The following is a 22388-nucleotide window of genomic DNA, read 5'->3' as shown; positions in this document are numbered from 1 at the left end:
GCCGGCCGAGCTTCGAGCCGGTGGCCCGGTCGACCGGGCCACCGCGCATCCCGTCCACCGCGATCACACGGCATCCCGGTCCCAGCGCGGCACGGAGGTCCCGGACCAGCGGCCGGCCCGGGGTGGGTACCGCCGCTCGCGTCGGACGGTCGTCAGCTCAGGCTCTTGGCCCGGCGGCGGCGCACGATGACGACCAGGCCCGCACCCGTGACCACCGCCGCGGCGGCCGCACCCGTGATCGGCAGCGCCGAGGACCCGGTCTCTGCCAGGTTGCCGCCATTCGCCGCCGTGCCGTCGCCGCCGGTCGACGACGACCCGCCGGTCGATCCGCCCGAGCCACTGGCCGAACCACCGGAGGAGCCGCCGGTCGAACCACCGGTGGAACCGCCGCTGGAACCACCAGTCGAACCGCCGGTCGAACCACCGGTCGAGCCGCCCGGCCCCCCACCGGTGACATCCAGCGTGATATCGGCCTTGTCGTTGGCTTTGTCGGGGTCGAACGGCCGCGCCTCGGTGCTGAGCGCCACCGAGCCCTTGGCGTCCTCCACGCGCTTGTCGATCTTCAGCTGGAAGTTGTAGGGCTCTCGGCCGCCCTCGTTGAGAGCCCGCTGACTCATACCGCACTGGTACGCCTTACCCTTGGGCTTACAGAACCCGGGGGTCTTGACGACCGACGTTCCGGCGGGCAGCGTGATCATGACCCTTACGGTCGGCTCCCCCAACTTGGCCATGAACCAGGCGGGCCCGGCATTGGTGAACTCCACCTTCATCGGCACCGTTTCACCGACGCGCCCCTTCAACTCGGCACCAGTCACCTGGTAGTCGGCCGTGTTGACGGAGGTGACGGGCACAATGACGACTCGCGCGGATCCCTCGCCCTCGGCCTGTCCTTCGACCAGTTTCACCGCCGGTGCGGTTCCCGCCACCGGCACAGTGCCGTTCTCGTCCGCCCCTGGATCGTTTTCCCCGACACGCACAAGCAGCTCGTCGTTGAACGCGCGGTCCAGCGCCTTGGCAAGGAGAGGCCGCTCGGGCGTGTAGACAGCGCCCGGCTCCACCGCCTGGTCGAACCCGCACACCACGTGCCACCTCTCGGGCATCTCGTCGTAGGACGGGACCTGCTGCGTTCTGCAGTTGGAGGGAACCTCCGCGAAGTCGAGTCCCCGGGTGACGGCGTAGGTGACCCACACCTCCTCGGCGGCTACGGTGCCCTTGTTCGCCACGGTGCCCGGCAGATCGAAGGTGCTCCCCGGTTGCAATCCGCTGATCGGCTCGATGCCTCCGATGACCAATTCGGGTGCGGGTTCATCGGCGAAGGCGGTGGGAGCTGCGGCCAGCGCGATCAGGCCGGCAGCGCCGAGGGCGGCAACGGCGGCACGGGAGGCGCGACGGTTGTACGGGGGGATCGGCATGGAGTTGACCTCTGTCGGAACGCGGGCAAACGGACGGTGTTTTCCAGGAGAACAGCGCTTCGGTCGCTAGACTCCTGCCGACCCTGAACAGTTGCACGTCCCGTGCCACTTCCGCCTCGCGATCGCGCCCGCCGGACGCCGTGAGTTCCGCTCCGATGCCGGCACCGACTGCAGGGCTCCCGGCGCGAGCACCCGGAATTCCCGGCGACCGCCGCCCCGGCCGGGCCCCCGGAGCGCCTGCTCCTCTCGGACCACGGCGGATTCCCGGCGGGAAGGCTCGCCGGGTCACGGGAAGCGCCGAGCCGCCAGTCGGGCAAACGCCACGCGCAGACGGACGCTGTCACGCGAACCGCGAAACCGCCCAGGCATCGGGCCCGCCCTGACCCCGATACCGCGGCTGAAGTACGTGGCCGTGCGGCAGTGGGTCCGGCATCATCCCCGTGTGATGGTGATGCAACCCGTTCTGGAGATCGTCGCTGCCGACGACTTTGCGCTCTGGCCGGTTGGCGAGCACGAGTCGTACGGCTACCTCGTTCTGGACGGGGCGCTGACTCCGGCGGACGTCGGCACCGCGGTGATGCTGATCGCCGAGTGCAACGACTTCGAGCCGGAGGAGGAGCACGGGCCTTACCCGACCGACCCGCTCGGCACATTCCTGCACGGGCTGCTCACGATGCCAGACCTGCTCGCCGCCGGCGGGTTCCGGGTGACCGACAACGCCACCGACACCGTCTTCGTCGAGCCGGGCTGCTGCAACGGCCTGGAGACCTGGCGGGACTGGCTGGAGGTGCTCGACGGCACCAGCTGCGCCTATTTCGGTCATAACCCGTCCTCGGCGGCCGAACGCGTCGGCGACACCGTACGGCTGACTCTCGACGTCTACGGGGAGGACGGCAGCCCGGTGGTCGAGCTGCCAGTAGACCAGGTACGCACGCTCGTCACCGGTGCTCAGCAGGACTTGCAGAACTTCCTCGGCCTCACCGGAACCTGGGCCGAACAGCACCTGCCGGCACACGCCCCCGCCGTCACCGCCGCTCTGGCACGGGCACTGGACCTGGGGCCCGTACGATGACCAGCTTCCTGACCCACCGAGCGCGCGTGCACGACGCCTGCCTCCCCTTCCGCAGCCGGCACAGCGCGCTGCGGACCTGCATCACCCTCTTCGCGCCGTACGGCTTCCGGGCGACCTACCACCACCTCACGCTCAGCGCCGCGATCCCCCGGCGGCTGGAGGCGGATCCGGACGCGCTGGTGCGGGCGGTGGAGGAACTGCATGAGGCGCGGGTGCTGTGGCTCGCGCGGGCGGAGGAGTACGCCGCGCGGCGCCGGGCCGAGAAGCAGGCCGGGCGGCGGGCTGTGGCGAACCCGCGACCGTGGTGGCTGTGGAGCAGGTGGGAGGGCCCGGACCGCGCCTGGTACGAAGACCCGTCTCGCCACCCGCCGCTGCGATTGTCCGAGTACGTCCGGCGACAGAACGCGATGATGGACGGCGCCGATCTCCCCGGCTGCCCGGCCTGTGGGGACGAGCGACCGCTGGAGCCGAACTCGACCGGGCACGGCTGGGTCGAGCTGTGCCGCGGGTGCGCGTGGGCGCCGGCGCCATGTCCGTGCGGGCAGCGGCATCGGCTCGCGCCGGAGATGCCGTACGGCTGGAAAGGAATCTGGCAGCGGGCGCACATGGGCGATGAAGGCATGCCGAACCCACACCGGCCCACGGGCTAGCAAGTTGGATGGGGCAACGGCGAACGCCGGGGAAGCCAGGTCCCTTCAACCACTGCGAATCCGCGCGCGGGACCACCACAGCCATCAGCTGACAGGCAGGCTCCCGCTTACCAACGCTCAGAATTCCGGGAACCCGCGCGCTTGGGAGTGTGCTCGGTCAGGGCGACACGTCGAGGATCCGGACGCCGGCTGCGTCCCATTCCTTCGGCACGGTCGTCACCACGCGTGCCCCTTCCGGGCGTTCCGGGCCGGGCTGGGCCACGTGCCGGGTGTGCGACCAGCCCAGGGAACGGGGTTGGCCGGAGGCGTCAAGGACAGCGGCCAGGTCCAGGGGGTGGAAGACGATCTGGTCGAGCATCGCCACGTGGGCTGCCACTCCGACGCGAGAGCGATCGGCGTCCGCGAGTGCGGCCAGGGCGACGTGGATACGCCAGGCATCGGTGGCTGCCGACTGGTGCAGGATCCGGGAGACCAGGATGTTGCCGGCGCCCAGAGCGAGGAGTGCGTGTTCGTCCAGGATCACGTCCACCGTGCTGGGGGTGGTCGACGTCATGCAATGTCACCAAGCCGGCGTGCCAGCTCGGCGTCTGCCGCACGGTCCTGCTCGGGACTCGGGGTGTAGCCCGACATCTCGCTCAGTACCGCCAGGGTGCGGGCCGTGCGTTCAGCTCGCTCCTCCGCAGTCGGGGTGTGCGCGGCGAAGTCGCTGACCAGCTGCGCGATGGTGGTGCCCTTCTCGGCCGCGAGGGTGGCCAGCCTGTCCCGGACCGTGCTCTCGACCTTGATCGTCGTGTGCGCCATCACGCCAGAATACATCGGGTATACCCGCGAGTGCAGGCGAACCGCTCCCCCGTTGAACCACGGCCGGCCAGGCGTAGTGATCAACAGCGGCGACGGTCACCGTCACCAGGCCCCCTCTTCGCCGAGATCGTTCGCGTACCGCTCCCGCCGATCAGCCGACCAGGTCAAGGCCCCGGAGTCCCACGCCTCGACCCGCATGCGAACAAGCGCGGGGCGTCGGCGTTCCGGGCGAGGTGAAGGGTGACGTCCTGGGTCCTGATCGTGCCATGGCCGAGCCGGCTCTCCACGTGAGGGCTGGCGAGGGCGACGCCGAAGCACCCTCCCATGACGTCACCGCTTTGACAGGTGATGCTTCACTCTGCAATTGTTCGTCACCTCTTCAAGTGGTGACGGACGGCGTTCCTCGGGGCATCGTCCTGCTCTGCCACATCTGTGATCGACTTCCGAGAGGAACTTCCATGGCCACGCTTTACACCACGGTTGTCAGCGTCAACGGAGAAGGCCGCAACGGCGGCCGGGTCCGGTCGGACGACGGCGTGCTGGAGACCGACCTGTCCCACCCGAAGGAGCTCGGCGGCGCCGGCACCGCTACCAACCCCGAGCAGCTCTTCGCCGCGGGATGGGGAGCATGCTTCCTCGGCGCCGTCCGCCGCGCCGCCGGCGACCGCGAGGTCAAGCTGACCAGCACCGCCATCGACACCGAGATCTCCCTGAACAAGGGTGACGACGGGTTCTCCCTCTCCGCCGTCCTCAACGTGCAACTCGGCGGGGTCGACAAGGACGTGGCCGTCGAACTCGCCGACGCCGCGCACCAGCTCTGCCCGTACTCCAAGGCCATCCAGGGCAACGTCCCCGTGACCATCAACGTCACCGCCGTCTGACGAAACACCCCGGGCCCGGGGCCGCACCCGCCGCTTCGCAGCACGCGGCCCCGCTGAGCCGAAGCTCAACGGGGCCGGAGGAGCCGCCCCGGATCGTCCAGCCTCCCGCCGGTCTCCCTGCGGCCGGGGAACAGGCGCAGCCGCCCCCCTCTCGCCGGCGGCCATGGTTCCACCCCGCAGGGGGCCAGCAGGTACTGCTGCGAGGGCATCAACTTGTCCCCCGGCACGCTGCCCGATGACCCAGGTGCCGAGATCTTCGCCCTGCACGACCGCGTGTGAGCCGCCCTGCGGGAGGAGTGGGGGTGGTCGAGCACCGCGCTGGCTCTGGGCAGTCGGCTCGTACACCAGACGACGCCCGACTCCGAGCGGGGAGGACGCTTGAGCGCCAGATCAACGCAGAGTGGCCCTCCTCCGATCGACCACACCGATGCCATCCGCGACCGCGCCGGCTACCTCGGCATCCGGCTCATGAGGAAAGCCAACGCCTGAATGGCATCGGGAACGAAACGACCCCGGCCGACGCAATGAAAGTCACGACGACATGCCGACACTCCTGCACCTCGACAGCTCGATCTGGCCCAGCGGGACCTCCATGTCGCGTGACGTGATGGCCACCTTCCGTGGGGAGTGGGAGGCCCGGCACCCCCACGGCACCGTGATCTACCGTGATCTGGCAGGCGAGCCGCTCCCCCACCTCACCGGCGATGTGTTCACTGCCGGCAATGAGGATCCTCTGCGTGCCACGCTGGCCTCCGAGCTCGAACAGGCCGACGTCGTACTGATCGCCGCCCCGATGTACAACCTCACGGTCCCCAGTACGCTCAAGGCCTGGATCGACCAGGTGATGGTCCAGGGTCGCATCATCGGCGAGCAGCCGTCCGCTGCTGGAACCCCGGTCGTGGTCGTCTCCAGCCGCGGTAGCTCTTACCGGCCGGGCACCCCCCGTGATGGCTGGGATTTCGTCGTCCCCTACCTGACCACTCTTTTCGCCGGCTACTTCGGCATCACCGAAGTCGAGTTCATCGTCCCCGAGCTCACCTCTGCCCCTAAGCGGGCCTCGAGGTCAGAACACATTCGCCTGTACGAAGCCTCCCGGCGCCAAGCGCACGAGGACGCCGTCACCAAGGCCAAGGAGCTGGCATCTCGCTTCACAAAGCGGCCCGGTTGATGCCCAGGTCGGCGGCGATGCTCGAAATCTGAGCGGATCGAGTCCGAGGCGGCTCTCGCCAAACTCGCGGGCATCGCTCCCGTGCCGACCGGCTCCGGCATCACCGGGGGCAGGCACCGCGTCAACCACGGCGGTCGCCGCCGGTTCGACGCCGCGATCCACCGAACCGTCATCGTCCGCACGCGGTTCCACCAGCCCACGATCGACCCGGGGAGACACTCTGAGAGGTCGAGCCGGCTAACGCCGAGTAGGTCGTCCCACCCGGTCAGTCAAGATGACAGTGCCCGAGCGATGCCATGGCAACCGGTCGGGCGGCCCCGTCGAATGAGGGCGGGACCATGGCATGATCCCGCCCTCGACTTCGCTCCGAGAGCAGCGGAGGTGCGCTGACGTTACTTCAGGCCGAAGGCCCGGGTGATCGTCTGCTCCACGGCGTTGCCCTCGGCGTCACGAGCGCCTGCCTTCAGGGTGACGAACTTGGCGCCCTTGGGCGCGTTCAGCTCCGCCCGCCAGCCGCGTCCGTCGGAGGTCCGCTTCAGGGATGTCCGGTGCCAGGTGGCACCGTCGTCGTAGGACAACTGCAGGGTCACACCCTTGAATGCCACCGGGGGCAGATCCTCGGACGTGGTAGGCCACTGGCCCGGCATGGCCGGCTTGACGGTAACCTCCGCACCGTGGTGCGCCTTGCCCGAGAAGTCCGTGTCGACGTCATAGTCCAGCTGGACCAGCGGCAGGGGCTCCATGTCGTTCGGCGCACCCGCCCCCGAGGTGAAGTCCCAGACCGTCCGGGTACTGGTGGAGTAGGGGCTCGCCCAGGTGCCCCGGGACTGTTCCGAGACGATGCGGTACGGAAGTCGCTCGGGCTTCAGTCCCCTCACGGTGGCCCAATAGGTCGGTGCCTGCTCGAGCAGGGTGTCGCCCTGGTAGACCGAGGTGTTCGCCTGGACGCCCGGGTGGTTCGTGTATCCCTCGCGGTCGGCGCCCGCGTCGCCCCATCCTGCGCCGACAAACGCAGTCATGAAGGTGCTGAAGCGGCCCAGCATCGAGCTGTCGTACGAGACGCGCGGCCGCTGGATCGGGGAGAACCAGTTCTGCGCCGTGCGGCTTCCCTCACCGTAGTGCTTGTCCGCGGCGATGACCCGGGTCTCGCCGATCACCATCGCGCTCTCCCGGTACTTCACATCGGGGGACACGTAGTCGGTGCGATCGCCCTGGCCCTGCCCCGGAAGCTCCGGCCACCCGACCGCCCACCAATCGTTCTCCGGCCACACGTCGTAGCGGAAGTCCGTGGCCTGAGCCGGGCGATAGTTGCGGAAGGACATGTCGACCCGGGCGAGGTCGCCGGTACGCGGGCGCTGAACGAGATCCGTCGGGATCTTGTCGTGGTACTTCCCCACCACGTCGTACAGGTACTCGGTGGTCGGGTTGGAGTACACCTCCAGGGACTTCCCGGCCTTGGTGACCCGGGAGATCAGGCGGTGGCCTTCGTCGTACTTCAACGTCGCGATGGTCAGCGGCGCGATACTGTCGAAGGCCAGCGGCTCCACACGGCCGGGGCCGTCGTTGACGACGAGCAGCAGCCCGGCACCCGCGGCGGCTGCGGTCGCGGCCTGGGAGGACAGCGGAACCGTGTCGTTGCGATCGACTATGACGGCCTTGCCACGGACGTCACGCCCCTCGTAGTCCGCCTCGGCGCCCTGCCCCACGTGCACGGCCGCCATCCGGTGCGTCCCCTTGGACAGGGGCTTCGTCCCGCGCCGCACCAACAGGTCGCGGTAGGTCTCGCCACCCGCGGAGAGCTTCATCGCAGGCTGCTCATTGCGCCATCGGGTGCGGACTTCGAGGGTTCCGTCGGTCACCTTCGTGGTCGGCACCGTCCAGATGCTGTTCTCCGTACGTCCCGTGAGGAAGGACCAGTTCTGCTTGTTCCCACCGGGGAAGGCCCGCGTGTAGTCGACCCGAAGCGCGGTCGTCTCGGACTCCCGGGGCGTCACCAGCTTCATCTGGCGGGCCTTGGTGGCATCGAACTCGACGGTCATGTCACGGTCGAGCTCGATCTGCGGAGCCGCGAGCAGAGCGCGTCCGCGGGACTGGGAACCATGATCGCCCTGGACCTGCATCCAGTAGGCCAGGGACCAGGTGCCGGCCGGCAGTTCCAACGTGAAGACGCCGGGGTTGAACCAAGACTCGAGGTCGATGGTCCAATCGCTCAAATAGGGGTGAGATTCCTGGTCGGAGACGCCGACCAGGGCCGCGTCGCCCTTGTATATCTCGCTCGACCGGTCCTTGGGCACGACCGTGACCTTGAAGGTCTGGTTGGCGGTGACGAAGCCGACGGCGGTGTGCGCGAGGCGGGTGCCTCCCGCCGAGGCGTCGATACGTGCCTCGTAATTCTTTCCGGCGGCTGCCTTGTCGACGTTCGCGGTCACGGTCACCGTGCTGGTGCCATGTGCCGGGACGCTGACCTTGTCCTTCGACAGAGTGAACAGGCCTGCCGGGGCCTTCGACGACGAGACCGCGAGGTCCAACACCACCGGGGCGTCGCCGGTGTTGGTGTACGTCACCGTCTCGCTGACTATCGCTCCGGGCTCGGCGGGCCAGGCGTGCTCGCCCAGAGAGACCGTGCCGGTGGCGAACAGCGTGGCCTTGGTTGCCGCCGCGGCGTCGACCCGGCCGGCCCCTGCCTGGAAGGCGGTGTAGTCCGGGGTCGGCTTGGATGTGCTGACCAGGGCGTCCTTCAGCTGCTGCCCGGTCCAGTCGGGGTGTTCGGCGGCCAGCAGCGCGGCGGCTCCAGCGACATGCGGAGTCGCCATGGAGGTGCCGCTCATCTTCATGTAGTCACCGGCTCCGCCGGCGTGCCGCGAGAGGGCGGCGAGAACGTCGACACCGGGAGCGGTGATCTCGGGCTTGACCACGCTGTTACCCCAGAGCGGACCGCGGCTGGAGAAGTCGGCCAGCTTGTCGTCGCCGTCCACGGCACCGACGGTCAGCGCCGCGGAGGCGGCGCCGGGCGTAGCGACCGTCTTCGCCGTGGACCCCGAGTTGCCCGCGGCGATGGTGAACAGCGCGCCGGTCTCGGCGCTGAGCTGGTCGACGGCCTGGCTCAGCGGGTCGGACCCGTCGGACGGGCCCCCGCCCAGGCTCATGCTGATGATCTTGGCGCCCGCGTCCCGGGCGGCCCACTCCATACCGGCCAGGATCCAGGACAGGTTTCCCTGGCCCTGGTCGTTGAGAACCTTGCCCACGTGCAGCCGGGCGCCGGGAGCGACACCCTTCTCCTTGCCGCCGGAGGCCGCGCCGGTACCGGCAATGGTGGAAGCCACGTGGGTGCCGTGTCCTTGGCGATCCACGGCATCCGTTTCGTCGGTCGCCTGCCTCTGGGGATCACCGGGGCCGGGTTCCAGGTCCTGTACGAAGTTGATCGCCTCGGCGACCTGGCCGACCAGGTCCGGGTGACCGTCGTCGACGCCGCTGTCCAGCACGGCGACCTTCACGCCCTTGCCCGTGTTGCCGCCGGCCCACGCCGCGGGTGCACCGATCTGCGCCGTCGAGTCGGCGAGGGTCGCCTCGACCTTGCCGTCCAGCCAGATCTTGGAGATACCGCCGGCCAGGGTGGACTTGGACGCGGGCGAGGCGCGGAGGGTGTCACGGGGAGCCAGCGCGGATGCCTTCACGCCGGAGGTGATCGCCGACCAGAACTCGGTCGCCCTGCCGCGGTCCTCGGCGATGGCAGCACCGTTGATGCTGGAGAAGGAGCGAATCCTGGTCGATCCACGCAGCGCACCCTGTTTGCGGGCATCGGCAGCACTGGCGTACGTGACGATGAGCGGCAGCTGGTTCACCCGCGCGTCGTCGTATCCGTCGGCCACCAACTGGGTGACGTTGAAGAGCTCCTTGTCGAGGAGCCCGGCGGAGACATACGGGGCGGCTGACTCGGGATACACATAGATGTCATTGCCGACCCGGTGGGTTTTCGCGGCGATCGGCTCACCGTGCGGACCGGACACCGACACGGTGCCGGCTCCTCCGGCAGCGGGGGTGACCACAGCCTTGTCACCGGTGACCAGGGTGACGGTACGGGGGCCGGACCGCGCCGCCGCCGCGGCAGCCGGGCCGAACGCATTGGCCGACGCCTTGCTTCCGACCGGCGGTGCGGGCTGCGCGCCTGCGGATGTCGTGGTCGAGAGGGGCAGCATGAGCGCTGTGACGCCGAGCGCCACCAACCTCGCTCTATGAGGGGATACAGGGGGCAATGTAAGTCTTCTCTATTCGTATCTCGTTGTCGGTGATCTGGACGAAAACCTTGTCGCGCCCCGGCGCACGCCGCGCCGAAGCCGGCTTCTTCCCACTGGGCGCGCCGCTGACCGTGACGCGGTTGCTGGTGATCGGCCGCACTCTCGCGGTGGAGACGTTGCGCGCCTCGGCGGACGGGTGGCGGGAACTGCCGCCGTCTCGGCGGCAGTTGGCTGAACCGAGGCCACGGCCGGTACACCCCCGCCGACCAGCGTCAGTCCAGCCGCATCGCCGTCATCAGGCGAATCTTGGGCATGGGTGAGAGCCTTCCGCACACCTGTGGTTCACATGTCGTTCGGATTATGGGCTCGTCGAGGTGCATCGGAATCCGGCTCGACAAGGCGCACCTGGGACATGACCCAAGTGCGACGTACGCAACCCGCAACCAAGGGGTCAGCGACGTGGCGCGCGCGAGAGCGAAGGGGCAATGTCCCAGGTCAGGCACGGTGTTGAGAAAAGGTGTGCTCTGCCGGGGGCTGGCATTTCGGCAGGAATGCGGGCGTGGAGCGCCCTGAAGGGTGACGCACTTGGGCGCCTGGCACGTTTGCGCCACGCGCGGCCCCGGCGCCTGGACCGGAAGTTTGCGGCAGCACGGCGATGCAGGCACTCATGCGTGTGGCCTCCGCCCTGGGACGGAGGCCACAACTACGGGTTTGCGCACTACGCGAGCCGCGCCGGGCACAGCGCAGCCCGGCGAGGACGGAACGTCAGGCGCTCTGCCCCGGCGTCTGCTTGATGTCGTCGGCGATCGCCCGGTCGATGACGACCTGGGCGTACCGCACCGTCCCCGGCTTCTCCTCCTGTGGAGGCCTGTCGAAGGTACGCTCTTAGCGCGCGCCGTTGGTCTCGTCCGGCCGCGCCACTGCGGCCCCGGGACAGCCGACCGCGTCCTGAGCGTCGTTGACCTCAAAGAAGAGCTCAAGCATTGAGGGTTCTCAGATGGGGCAGCCCGGACGGGTGCCGGCGGGGCCGTAGGCAACGGCCAGGGCTCCCGAGCTGCTACGAGAGAGGCGCCTACGTCTCAACTCGCCGGCTCAGGAGACGAGGGTGACATTCTGCGCAATCACGACGGATCGGTGCACGCTCTGCCCAGCGCGCTTCAACAACGGTCCGGCAGGTCTCCAGCAGATGGCGCAGTCGCGGGATGCACGGCATTGCCTGCTGTCACCGCACGCGGGTTCCCACCCGGAAGACGGCCAGCACGTCCAGCAGGGCGCCAGGGTCCTTGAGCGGATCGCCGTTGACGGCCAGGAGGTCGGCGTCAGCACCGGCGGTGACCCGTCCCTTGCGGCCCTCCACACGGCACAGTCGGGCCGCCAGGCTGGTCGCGGAGATCAGTGCGTCGACGGGAGCCACGCCCGCACGGACCAGATCGACGACGCCGTGCGGGAGGACGTCGTGGGGCTTGGGGGGCGCGACGCCGGCGTCCGAGCCTATGACGACCTTGGCACCCATCTTCTGCAGGGTGCCGTAGACATTCATGATGACCTCGTACCGCGCCTGATCGATGGGCACACTGGGTTCCACCCCCGCCATCACGCTGGCGAAGGTGTTGCTGTCCACGATGGCCTGCATCAGAGCCGGGTCGGCGTTCATGCCATCGGCGGTGAGGAAGGAGACGTGCTCCAGGCTGTCGACGCCCGCTTCGAGGGCGTCCCGGATGGCCTGGATTCCGTGGGCGTGGGCGGCCACGGGCAGCCCGAGGCGGTGTGCCTCGTCCACGACCGTGCGCAGGTCCTCCAGTCCGTACTGCGAGGCGTGCGGCGGCACGGATTCGGGCGTCATCCTGCCGCCACTGGCCATGATCTTGATGACTGCGCAACCACGGGCGTGGCGCTCCCGGACGGCGGCACGCAACGCCTTTGTGTCTTCGACCTCTCCGCCGAGGAAGTGACAGTGCCCGCGTGGGGTGGTCAGAGGGGGACCGGCGGCAAGGATCTCGGGGCCCCGCTCCGGGTGCTCCGCCCATTCCTCCACGAGGGTCAGCGAGAGGTAGTCGCGGTCACCGAGATCACGGATCGTGGTGATGCCGGCGTGCAGTGCGGTCAGGGCCGCCGCCCGCATCTGGGCCAGCAGGTCTGCGTCACCGGTCGCGGCGAGGGACGTCACCGGGTCCGGGCCGGCGTCGAAGGCAAGGTGGACGTGGGTATCGATGAGGCCGGGGATCAGGCAGGCATGGGGGCCGAGATCGATGACCTGTGTGCCGTCGGCGGGCAGCGCGCCTGTGCGGTCCACTCGGACGATACGGGTGCCTCTGACGTACACCGTGACGGGTCCCGACGGGACGAACCCATCGAAGAACGAACCGGCGTGCACAGCAAAGGAATTCATATACTTTTCCATTCGGAATCTTATTCCATATCAACAGGCTGGGTCGGGCCGGGTGACTCAACAGCCTCACTCGGGAGTGATGTATCGATTCCGCAAACAATCAGTGAGGCGCGGGAGTGCGCCAATTAGGGCTGTTACGACTCGAATTGGGACTGAGGCGACCAATTGCGTACGCCACACGCCGCCATCGGACCGGCAACGCCGCGCTGCCTGTTCGAGCGGCTTCCTCTTCATCGCGAACAAGTCGAGATGTCAGCCGAGCAACGCATTCCCGAGGCCGGGGGCGAGCCCCCCGCTCGCCCCCGCCCCCGTGGGGGCCGCTACACCATTTACGTGGACGTGACCGCCGTTCTCGTTACCGCGCGAGGGCGGATGCGAGGTGTTCTGCCACGTCCGCCGGCGATGAAAGACCGGCGATCTGTGTGGCGATCTTTTCCGCACGCTCCCGGTACGCGGCGTCCGCCAGAATCCTGGCCACCGATTCGGCCACGGCCTTGGCGGGGGCCTCATGCAGCGGGAATGAGATTCCGGCGCCCGCGGCAGCCACCCGCTCGCCCAGAGCAGGCTGACCCGCACCATGCGGGACCATGACCATCGGGATGCCCCGGGAGAGCGCGCCGAGTACGGTCCCGGCGCCGCCGTGCGTCAGCACCGCATCGACACCTTGCAGCAACTCCGCCAGCGGTGTGAATTCGACGAACTCCACTCGTCCGGCCGCGTCGGCGCCCACACCGAAGTCGTCAGGCGAGAACCTGTGGCGGGTGACGAGCACATCCACGTCAAGCTGTCCCAGCTCAGCCAGCAGGGGGCCGACGATTTCCGGCATGTTCACGAACATGCCGAAACTCACGAGGACGCGCGGACGGGCAGCGTCTCGGCCAGGCGTCGCCGCTGGTTCCTGACCTGGATTCCTGTGCGCTTCGGGGCGCAGACCGATCCGGCCTTCAGGCGCCTCCCAGTCCGGGTGCTGCAGCGCGGGCGGGCAGGTGTCCAGGTACCAGCGCGGCGGTCCGTAAACCAGACCACGTGCCTCGTACCTGCTGCGCAGGCGAGTCGCGAGGGGCTCGACGCTCTCCGACTGCCATGCGGGTCCGTAGGCCAGGGATGCCACGGGCACGTCGAGGATCGCTCCGACCAGCGGGCCGACGAAATCGGCCTGTTCGGCAACAATCAGATCCGGTCGCCAGTCACGCGCCATGGCCAGTGCCTCGTCGACAGTCAGGTCGATCCGGGCTCCGGCGAAGTACTCCGCCTCCGTTTCCACGGTCGCGCCCTGCGACAGGTCGTGACCGGTGGTGCGAAGGACTTCCGCCACTATCACGTCCGGCGTCGGCCCCACAGACAGGAACTCGACGCCTTCAGAATCGAACAGCGGCGACGCCGGTGCGGCCGTGCAGACAGCCACGCTGTCACCGCGCTCACGAAACGCCCTAGCCAGCGGAAGGAGAGGCAGGAGATGGCCGGCCAGCGAATTACCGAAGAAGAGTATACGCATGAATCCACATCGCTTGATTGCAGCCTGTCAAACGCTCTGACGGAACCTTGTGAATGGATGGCCCGGGATCATCCATACAGCGACAGTAACCGCACATGATTGATGCGTCAACTTTTCTGAACGGGAATTGCCCGAAAGCTGATGCTCCGTCAGCCCGCGTTGGCGATCCGTCGGGCCAAGAACCCAAGGGCCACGATTCCCCGCGGTCGGCCCGGCCGCGCTTCCTCGATGTCCAGGGAAGCGAGTTCCACTTCAGGAAGGCACCATCGACCAGCCCGAGGAATTCCGACAACCTGCACACGGGAACTGAGCAGGCTGGTCAAGGACGAGCACTTCGCGTACAGCCGCATGTGCAGCTCCAGGGGCCGCTTGTGCGGCCGTGACATTTTTCGCCACCGTCCCGTGCGACGACTATTGCCTTACGGTGCCCAACCGCGGTCCGGGCGTCCGCGCATTGCCCGTCCGGACGGGCTTCAGATGTGTCCGGAGTGGACTGTCCGGAAATGCGTAATGGTCAGCTGAGAGCGGCGGCGAGCTGGTCCGCCACCTGGCGCGGCGAGGGCATCGCGGCGATCTGCTCGGCGGCGAGGCGGGCGTTGACGCCGTACTCAAAGTTCCCGAGCACCTCGTTCATGGCCTGAGCCACGGCTTCCGGGCCGGCCGGCGATTGCACGGCGACCCCGGTGCGCGAGCCCGCGACGGCCGCGGCCTGCAGGAACTGGTCGGCGCCCTGCGGTACGACCACTATGGGCAGGCCGCGCGCGAGGGTGCCCATCGTCGTTCCGGCACCGCCGTGGGTGACAACCAGGTCGATGCCGTTCAACAGCTCCGCAAGCGGCGTGAACCCCACGAAGTCGACATGCTCGAGCCCGCTGCCGTAGTCGGCGGCCGTCGCGGTGAGGCCGAGGGTGACGCGGAGGTCGGCCGTCGGTGCGAGGGCTTCGATCACCGGGCGCAGCACCGCGGGTTCGGCGAAGACCGTGCCGAAGGAGAGCAGCACCTTGGGCCGGGTTGTGCCGGCGGTGGGCTCGGCGGCGTCGACGGTTGTGTCCGGTGTGCCGGAACCGCGGTGGGCTTCCGGCCGCATCGGGGTCCAGCCGTGCGGCGGCTCCCAGCCGGGCGCTCGCAGGAGTTCGGGGCACGGGTCCAGGTACCAGGTCGGCGTGACCATGTCCAAGCCGTGCTCTTTGTAGCGGCTCTCGGCGACGGAGTCGATGGCGTCGGTGAACTCGGCCGGTATCAAGGGGCCGAACGCCAGTTTGGCGTACGGGACTCCCAGCGCGGCGGCGACGAGGGGGCCGACGCAGTCGGTGGCCTCGGCGACGACCAGGTCGGGCCGGAAGTCTCGCGCCGCTACGAGTGCCGCGTCCGCGGTGAGGTCGATGCGCGTTCCGGCGAAGAACTCGGCCACAGCCGCGGGGGTGGGCTCCGGCGCGGGGTCGGGTCCCGTCCGGCGGGCCGCTTCCGCGAGCAGTTCGGGCGCCTCGGGACCGACGGCGAGCAGGGCGATGCGTTCGCCTGTGAGCATCGGTCGAAAGGAAGCCGCCGTGAGCACAGCCACGTCGTCGCCACGGTCACGGAACGCGCGAGCGAGAGGAAGCTGCGGCAGGAGGTGCCCGAACGCTGGGGTGCTGGAGAACAGGATGCGCATGGCACCGATCCTAAGACATTCAATGAAGTGCGACTACATTGAATATATGTCACCCGCGGAGGAGGGCGGAACAGACCGCTTCGGTGACGAAGACGCCGGCGTCCTCCCAGTCCCAGCCGAGCTGAAGCATCCGGTGCCAGGACAGCGGGGTGACGAAGTACTCCAAGATCCGCACGGCGCCGCTCTCCGTGACGTCGTCGCGCAGCGCGCCGAGGCTTTCCAGCCGTACCGCCACCAGCCTGAAACGACTTCGCTGAAGGTCTTCGCTCTCGCGCAGCAGGGCGGCGATGGCCGGGTCCAGCGCCGCGGCGTCGAACAGGACGGTCATCGTCCGACTGTGGCGGCGCACCAGATCGCCGGTGTTCGCGATGACCAGCGCCAGCACCTCCTCACCGGTCGCCGCCGTTTCGACCGCGGTGAGAGCATCACCGATGCTGGTGTCACCCGCGGCCCGCTCGGTCAGCGCGGACACAAGAGCCGGCTTGCTGCCGAAAGCCGTGTAGACAGTGCCCTGGGCGACGTCCGCCTCTTCGGCGATGCGCTTGATGGTGACGTGGGCGTAACCGTGTTCCGCGAACAGCGCCTCGGCCGTGTCCAGGATCGCCGTTCTCGTGGCTACGGCAGCACGTTCACGCACGGTCGAACGGTAAGCGCGAGTGGTCATGAGCCCAGTCTAGGAGCCGCGCCGGGCGGTGATCACAGCCTGCGGGGCGGTACCCGCGGCGCCGCACGAACAGCCCCCGCCCGCGCCGACAACGGTTTCCCTCCGAGGTACTGTCAGCGCGGGTCCGTCGGGTGGGGCCGCGTTGTGAGGTTGGCGGCAGATACATGCCAGGTCGAGGAACTCGTCGGTCTCGGCACCCTGGGCGAAGTGACGGGTGACGCCCAGGGCCCTGAGTGTTCCGGCCCGTGTCAGCTCTCCACGTGAGGGCTGGTGAGGGCGGCGCCGAAGTGGCCGTTCATTCCGCGTACGGCGATGCCGGCGCTCTTGCCGCACAGGTTGACCGAGCCCTTGAGAACCGGGCCGGATGCCGAGCCGCGGGCGACCCACAGGCAGCCGTCCGAGTTCTCGGTGGGGACGCCGACGACCGTCTCGGCCTTGCCGTCCTTGTTCAGGTCGGCGAGATGGACGGCGGCGCCGAACCAGTCCTCGGCCTCCGCGGCGCCGGGGACGCCCGCGGTGTTCTGGGTGTAACCCACCGCCTTGGACGTCGTCAGTCCGGCGGCTGAACCGCGCAGAAGAACAGCGGTACCTGCCGCAGCACGCGACCCGACGGCCTCCAGGGGAGAGCCGACCAGGACATCGGCGTACCCGTCAGCATTGACATCGCCGACGCTCAGGGACCGGCCGAACCAGTCGCCCCACTCCGCGGCACCGGGGACGCCCGCCGTGTCCTGGTGGAAGACCTTCGGCTTCTGCCCAGCGGTGATGCCTTGGGTGCCGCCGTAGAGGACCTGGATCTCGCCGCCGCGGTGGGCCGAGGAAGCGGGTGAGTCGAAGTGGGAGTTGTCGAGCGCGATGCCGGTGACGAGGTCGCCGTAACCGTCGCCGTTGATGTCGCCGATCTTCCCTGCGTGGCCGTCGGCGTACGGCAATTCGATGCCCGAGTTGGCGGACGGGTCCTCGGCGTCGGGCGCACCCGCGTCGAGAGTGACCGGTCCGCGGAGGTCACCGTCGGTGGGACCGGCCAGGTAGAAGCGCTCGGCCCTGCCGTCGCCGTTCACATCGCCCATCACCACGCCGCGGGCGTTCTCCCGCCACTCGAGATAGCCGGCGGTGGCCCGTCCGGCGCGGGTGAAGGGGCCGCTGTACGACGCAACGTTGCAGCCGGAGCCGATACCGACCTCCGGGGCGCCGTCACCGTTCATGTCGCCGGTGGCGATGGACATACCGAACCGGCAGTAGGTCCGGCCCTCGCCGTACTTGGCCGGAGGAGCGATGTTCGCGCCGCCCTTCAGTCCGTTCGGCCCGCCCCACACCACGGTCACCGAACCCCGCGACTCGACACCGCCGACGTCCTCACCCGTCGCGCCGACGAGCAGGTCGGCATAGCCGTCCCGGTCCAGGTCGGCGCTGGCCACCGTCCTGCCGAAGCGGTCGGACTCCTCCGCGGTGCCGGGGATCCCGCTGGTCGACTGGGTGATGACCGCGCGGCGGGTCGTACTCACCGACGACGCGGAGCCGTAGAGCACGACGACCGAACCGGCCTCCTCCACCGTGCCGTTGGCGGCACCCGGAGCCCCGACGGCCAGATCGCGGTAGCCGTCACCGTTGAAGTCGTCCTGTACGGACGCCGTGTTGGCGCCCTTGAACGGGGCGGCGGCGGACGATGTCACCGGGGTCAGGGTGACGGCGGCCGACGCCGTGAGCACAGCGGCCGCCGTGACTGCTCTACGCAACGGAACTCCTTGTCTCGAACAACGGACGTCCCCATGACTCGCGGCCCGCAGGAAAGGTTGTACGGTCAAGCACGCCGGTACCCCAGCACGTTCACCCGCTGCTCCGGCACCCCCAGGTGCTTGCGCCCGCCGAAGGCCACCCCTGACGACTCCGACACAAGGTCCGAGCCCCGTGGAACGTTCTGATCGGTTGGGACGCCGCGGGCGAGGTACCGGCCCGGGGTGGAGACAAGTTCGGACGGTGTATCCACACGAATTGGTGGGCGCGAGCCTGTGCTCGACCTCAGCCCGGTTCGAATCGGTCAGGTGAGTAGGTCAACCATCATTCGCTCGCGCGATTTTCTTCGTCTCCGGGCGAAGGCAGGTGAATTTATTCGTCATCGTACGGCGGAGGCCCTCGGATCACCGACGAACCACACTCCCCACTCCGGATAGCGATCGGCGGTCGGCGAGCTGTGCGTCAACGGGGGTGCCGACGACGACCCTGGTCATCCGCTCGCTCGGTACCACGGGAACAGGTCCGTCACTCACACGACTTTTTTTCGTCCCCACGCGGCGGGCGGTGGAATTTATTCGTCGCCGATATAGTCAACAACCGTCCATCGCGCGCCTTTTGAGGCCATTGCATCAGCGTAATCATTGACACTCTCTTCGCACGAGTGTTTCGCTGTGCGCCTTCGCCTGCTGTCAAATGCATGTCGCAGGTCGAAAGCTGACGGAAGAACGAGAGGAAATCGTGAAATCCCAGCACTACAGAGCCGCGCGCGGCAATGCGGTGGCGGCCCTCAGCATGCTGCTGGTCGCCGCCACCGCGTCGACATCCCTGGCTGTCGCCGGGCCCACCGGCGCGGCGGTGCCGCCGAGTCGGGTCTCGGCCGCCCTGCCCGGCTCCACGGCCTCTTCCTCCTCCGGCAACTCGGCCGGTGAGCAGCGCTGGATTCCGCTGCTCACCGGCGACCTGGTGGCGGTGAACGGCAAGGGGGACATCGTCTCCATACGTCCCGCCAAGGGCCGGGAGGGGATCCCTGTCGTCAGGGAGACCTTCGGTGGGCACACGTATGCGGTGCCCGCCGATGCGCGGAAGCTCATCCACAGTGGTCGGCTGGACCGGCGGCTGTTCGACATCACCACTTTGAGTTCTCCCGCCTACGCGCAGCGCCAGGACTTGCGGTTCATCGTGCGGTACGACTCCGCCCGCCCGGCCGCCAGGACGGCCCTGCGCGCCGGTACGGAGACGCGGCACACCCTGGACAGCATCAACGGGGACGCGCTTTCCGCTCCGGGCGGCAGCGCGCAGTTGTGGTCCGCGCTCACCAACGGATCCGCCGGAGCCGCCAACCGCACCACCGCACCGGGTATCGCCTCCGTGTGGCTCGACGCCGTGGTGGAGGCGAGTCTCGACAAGAGCGTGCCGCAGATCGGTGCCCCCCAGGCCTGGGAAGCGGGATTCGACGGCACCGGGTCGCGTATCGCCGTCCTCGACACAGGTATCGACGCCACCCACCCCGACCTGTCCGGGCAGGTGACCGCCGAGCGCAACTTCACCGACTCGCCGGACACCCTCGACCGGGTGGGCCACGGCACCCATGTCGCATCCACCGCAGCGGGTACCGGAGCGAAGTCCGGCGGCCAGTACAAGGGTGTGGCGCCGGGCGCAGAAATCCTCAACGGCAAGGTTCTGGGCGACGGAGGTGTCGGTGACAGCTCCGGCATCATCGCCGGTATGGAGTGGGCGGTGGCCGAGAAGGCCGACGTCGTCAACCTGAGCCTCGGCGGCAGCGACTTCCCGGGCGTCGACCCGATGGAGGAGGCCGTCAACAGGATGTCGGCCGAGACCGGCACCCTGTTCGTCATCGCTGCCGGCAACCGCGGGCCGTTCGCGGGCAGCATCGGCTCGCCGGGCAGCGCGGACGCCGCTCTGACCGTCGGGGCGGTGGACAAGCAGGACCGCCTCGCAGACTTCTCGAGTGTCGGCCCGCGGGTCGGTGACGGCGCGTTCAAGCCCGACCTCACGGCGCCCGGTGTGGACATCGGGGCCGCGCTGGCGAAAGACACCGGACTGGGCACACCTGTCGGCGACGGCTACACCGCCCTCAGCGGTACCTCCATGGCCACCCCACACGTCGCCGGTGCCGCCGCGATCCTTGCCCAGCAGCACCCCGACTGGACCGGAGAGGACATCAAGCAGGTACTGACCTCCTCCACGACGCCGGGTGCCTACACCGCCTTCCAGCAGGGTTCCGGACGCACCGATCTGGGCGCGGCGATCAAGCAGACCGCGGTCGCCCGTCAGATGTCGCTGCCCTTCGGTACCGCCCTGTGGCCGCACACCGACGACCAGCCGATCACGAAGGACGTGACGTACCGCAACCTGGGCAGCACACCGCTCACCCTGAAGCTGACCACGGAGGCCACCGGGCCCGACGGCACGCCCGCGCCCAGCAGCCTGTTCACGGTCGACGAGCAGGTCACCGTCGCCCCCGGCGGCGAGAAGACCGTGAAGGTCACCGCCGACACCCGGACCACCGGTGACCGGACAGGGCTCTTCAGCGGGCGCGTCATCGCGACCGGCGGCGGCCAGACCATCCGCACCGCCCTGTCGGTGGACCTCGAGGCTGAGGCTTACACCCTCACCGTCAAGGCTCTCGACCGTGCCGGCAAGCCAGCCGATCCCTCTTGGTCCGCCGCGCTGGCGGGCCTGTCCGGCGCCGGCGCCGGATACAACGCCTACGTGCCCGGCAGCACTCCCTCCGTGCGGGTTCCCAAGGGCCGCTACTTCCTCAACGGACTGCTCCCGGTGGATCCGGAGGGGTCGTTCGACCAGGGCATCGACTTCATCAACCAGCCCCGGCTCGACATCACCGGGGACACCACGGTGACACTGGACGCCCGTACCACCAAGTCGTTCGACGTCACCGTCCCGAACCGCTCCGCACGTCCGGTGTCCGCCGTCATGGGTGTGTACACCGGGATGAGCGAAGAACAGGGCGCCGGATTCGTCGTCGGATACTCCGGGGCTGACCCGAAACTCGACCCCCTCAAGGCGATACGCACCGCCCACCTGGGCCCCAAGGTGAACCTCCAGGAACAGTTCCTGAAGCAGAACCTCGCGTTCTCCTTCTCCACCGGCGCCACCGGCCATGACGAGTACCACCTGGTGTACCAGCCCAAGAGCGACGCTGCTCTGACCGGCTTCACCCGCCACACCAAGCGCCACGATTTCGCGGATGTCAACGTCAAGATCGGAGCGACGGGCAAGGACAAGTTCGGCATCGTCAGCCCGGGTATCTCCGGGGTGGGCGGTGGCTACGCAACGTCCCACCGTCTGCCGTACACCGGCGCCGTTCACCTGCTCGGGCCGAGCAACAGCACCTGGCACAGCGTGTTCAACCAGACCAACGCGAACGGCCGCTGGTGGACCAAGTACACGCCACTGTCCGCAGACGTGTTCAAGCCGGGACGCGTCTATCGCAAGGCGTTCAACGTGGGTGTCTTCGGCCCCGCCCTGCCTACAGGTGCCGGAGTTTACCGTCTGGACTCGTCGCTCTTCGGAGACGTGCCGCTGTTCGTGGATCGCTTCGGCAACATGAACGACAACCACACCCCGTACGACGACGCCTCGACTGAGCTCCACCGCGACGGCAAGTCCGTCTTTTGGAGCCCCCAGCCCTTCGACTTCCAGTTCAGACTGGGCGACGAGCGAGCCGATTACCGGCTGACGGTCTCGATCACTCGCCCGACGGTGTCCGAAGTCTCCACGAACGTGACCGCAAGTTGGACGTTCGCCTCGGAGCGCACCACGAAGCTGACCGCCCTTCCCCTCTCCGTGGTCCGCTTCACCCCCGAACTGTCCTTCAACAACACCGCCAAGGCCGGCGCGAAGATCAAGGTGCCGGTGAGCGTCGAGGGACCCGCGGCGGGGCGCAACCTCAAGTCCCTCACCGTGTGGGCCTCCTACGACAAGGGCGACACCTGGCATAAGCTGACGGTGCGTGACAATGCGGTCCAGGTCGTCAACCCCCGCGCCGGAGGCAGTGTCTCCTTCAAGGCCGTGGCCGTCGACAAGCAGGGCAACGCCGTCGAGCAGACGATCAATGACGCCTACCTGACGAGCTGACACCGGAGCCTGCCGGGCATTCTCCTGCCTGAGCGGAAACTCCTGCGCGAGACAAGGGGCGTCGGTACGGTCCGGCAGGACCGTACCGGCGCCCCGATCGCCGACTGCCTTGCTGGA

The 22388-nt window shown here is 68.6% G+C and carries 15 protein-coding genes; 6 read left to right on the top strand and 9 right to left on the bottom strand.

Annotated elements, in window-relative coordinates; translation table 11 throughout:
• Positions 1-152 precede the first annotated feature (152 nt).
• Entirely contained in the window at positions 153-1412 is a 1260-nt protein-coding gene (locus DN051_RS43710; protein ID WP_112443262.1) for a hypothetical protein, read from the bottom strand.
• Positions 1413-1857: 445 nt separating this feature from the next.
• Here DN051_RS43710 and DN051_RS43705 point away from each other — a divergent pair, with 445 nt between their 5' ends.
• Together DN051_RS43705 and DN051_RS43700 are read left to right on the top strand one after the other, a co-directional pair.
• Positions 1858-2484 (top strand): hypothetical protein, encoded by a 627-nt coding sequence (locus tag DN051_RS43705; protein WP_425471825.1) that lies wholly within the window; start codon positions 1858-1860, stop codon positions 2482-2484.
• Positions 2481-3134 (top strand): hypothetical protein, encoded by a 654-nt coding sequence (locus DN051_RS43700; RefSeq protein ID WP_112443261.1) that lies wholly within the window; start codon positions 2481-2483, stop codon positions 3132-3134. The genes DN051_RS43705 and DN051_RS43700 overlap by 4 nt, the downstream gene beginning before the upstream one ends.
• 157 nt (positions 3135-3291) lie before the next feature.
• Here DN051_RS43700 and DN051_RS43695 read toward each other — a convergent pair whose 3' ends face one another.
• Both DN051_RS43695 and DN051_RS43690 read right to left on the bottom strand, forming a co-directional pair.
• A complete protein-coding gene (locus tag DN051_RS43695) occupies positions 3292-3687 on the bottom strand; it encodes a PIN domain-containing protein (RefSeq protein ID WP_112443260.1) in 396 nt (131 codons plus the stop codon).
• Positions 3684-3935 carry a hypothetical protein gene (locus DN051_RS43690; protein WP_112443259.1) on the bottom strand — a complete coding sequence of 84 codons (252 nt, stop codon included), beginning with the start codon at positions 3933-3935 and terminating at the stop codon, positions 3684-3686. The genes DN051_RS43695 and DN051_RS43690 overlap by 4 nt, the downstream gene beginning before the upstream one ends.
• Before the next feature lie 458 nt (positions 3936-4393).
• Here DN051_RS43690 and DN051_RS43680 point away from each other — a divergent pair, with 458 nt between their 5' ends.
• The 3 genes from DN051_RS43680 to DN051_RS47075 all read left to right on the top strand — a co-directional run bounded on the left by DN051_RS43680 (position 4394) and on the right by DN051_RS47075 (position 6374).
• Positions 4394-4816 (top strand): organic hydroperoxide resistance protein, encoded by a 423-nt coding sequence (locus DN051_RS43680; protein ID WP_053763735.1) that lies wholly within the window; start codon positions 4394-4396, stop codon positions 4814-4816.
• A 541-nt stretch (positions 4817-5357) separates the two neighbouring features.
• Complete coding sequence (locus tag DN051_RS43675) at positions 5358-5984, top strand: FMN-dependent NADH-azoreductase (RefSeq protein WP_112443257.1); 627 nt, start codon at positions 5358-5360, stop codon at positions 5982-5984.
• Between the two features lie 36 nt (positions 5985-6020).
• A complete protein-coding gene (locus tag DN051_RS47075) occupies positions 6021-6374 on the top strand; it encodes a transposase (protein WP_281289092.1) in 354 nt (117 codons plus the stop codon).
• A 2-nt stretch (positions 6375-6376) separates the two neighbouring features.
• On the opposite strand, the gene DN051_RS43665 is transcribed toward DN051_RS47075, so the two are convergent.
• From DN051_RS43665 to DN051_RS43640, 6 genes are all read right to left on the bottom strand, one after another.
• Entirely contained in the window at positions 6377-10204 is a 3828-nt protein-coding gene (locus DN051_RS43665; protein ID WP_112443256.1) for a S8 family peptidase, read from the bottom strand.
• 1237 nt (positions 10205-11441) lie between these two features.
• Entirely contained in the window at positions 11442-12608 is a 1167-nt protein-coding gene (locus tag DN051_RS43660) for an amidohydrolase family protein (protein ID WP_246041220.1), read from the bottom strand.
• 355 nt (positions 12609-12963) lie between these two features.
• Positions 12964-14103: a glycosyltransferase gene (locus DN051_RS43655; protein ID WP_112443254.1), complete on the bottom strand. Its 1140-nt coding sequence runs from the start codon at positions 14101-14103 to the stop codon at positions 12964-12966.
• A 514-nt stretch (positions 14104-14617) separates the two neighbouring features.
• The gene (locus DN051_RS43650; protein WP_112443253.1) at positions 14618-15754 is read right to left on the bottom strand and encodes a glycosyltransferase; all 1137 of its coding nucleotides are present in this window, start codon (positions 15752-15754) and stop codon (positions 14618-14620) included.
• 49 nt (positions 15755-15803) lie between these two features.
• Positions 15804-16391: a TetR/AcrR family transcriptional regulator gene (locus DN051_RS43645; RefSeq protein ID WP_162625207.1), complete on the bottom strand. Its 588-nt coding sequence runs from the start codon at positions 16389-16391 to the stop codon at positions 15804-15806.
• Positions 16392-16666: 275 nt separating this feature from the next.
• A complete protein-coding gene (locus tag DN051_RS43640; protein WP_112443251.1) occupies positions 16667-18154 on the bottom strand; it encodes an FG-GAP-like repeat-containing protein in 1488 nt (495 codons plus the stop codon).
• 736 nt (positions 18155-18890) lie between these two features.
• Between DN051_RS43640 and DN051_RS43635 the strand changes: the two genes are divergently transcribed.
• The gene (locus DN051_RS43635) at positions 18891-22271 is read left to right on the top strand and encodes a S8 family peptidase (protein WP_246041218.1); all 3381 of its coding nucleotides are present in this window, start codon (positions 18891-18893) and stop codon (positions 22269-22271) included.
• Positions 22272-22388: the final 117 nt, after the last annotated feature.

The organism is Streptomyces cadmiisoli (assembly GCF_003261055.1).
Taxonomy (GTDB): Bacteria; Actinomycetota; Actinomycetes; order Streptomycetales; family Streptomycetaceae; genus Streptomyces; species Streptomyces cadmiisoli.
Note: the sequence above shows the minus strand (reverse complement) of the source record. Positions and strands in the feature narration are given on the sequence as shown.

Coding starts and splice junctions, on each gene's coding strand:
- DN051_RS43710 (WP_112443262.1), bottom strand. CDS start 1,412: ATGCCGATCCCCCCGTACAACCGTCGCGCCTCCCGTGCCGCCGTTGCC.
- DN051_RS43705 (WP_425471825.1), top strand. CDS start 1,858: ATGGTGATGCAACCCGTTCTGGAGATCGTCGCTGCCGACGACTTTGCG.
- DN051_RS43700 (WP_112443261.1), top strand. CDS start 2,481: ATGACCAGCTTCCTGACCCACCGAGCGCGCGTGCACGACGCCTGCCTC.
- DN051_RS43695 (WP_112443260.1), bottom strand. CDS start 3,687: ATGACGTCGACCACCCCCAGCACGGTGGACGTGATCCTGGACGAACAC.
- DN051_RS43690 (WP_112443259.1), bottom strand. CDS start 3,935: ATGGCGCACACGACGATCAAGGTCGAGAGCACGGTCCGGGACAGGCTG.
- DN051_RS43680 (WP_053763735.1), top strand. CDS start 4,394: ATGGCCACGCTTTACACCACGGTTGTCAGCGTCAACGGAGAAGGCCGC.
- DN051_RS43675 (WP_112443257.1), top strand. CDS start 5,358: ATGCCGACACTCCTGCACCTCGACAGCTCGATCTGGCCCAGCGGGACC.
- DN051_RS43660 (WP_246041220.1), bottom strand. CDS start 12,608: ATGAATTCCTTTGCTGTGCACGCCGGTTCGTTCTTCGATGGGTTCGTC.
- DN051_RS43655 (WP_112443254.1), bottom strand. CDS start 14,103: ATGCGTATACTCTTCTTCGGTAATTCGCTGGCCGGCCATCTCCTGCCT.
- DN051_RS43650 (WP_112443253.1), bottom strand. CDS start 15,754: ATGCGCATCCTGTTCTCCAGCACCCCAGCGTTCGGGCACCTCCTGCCG.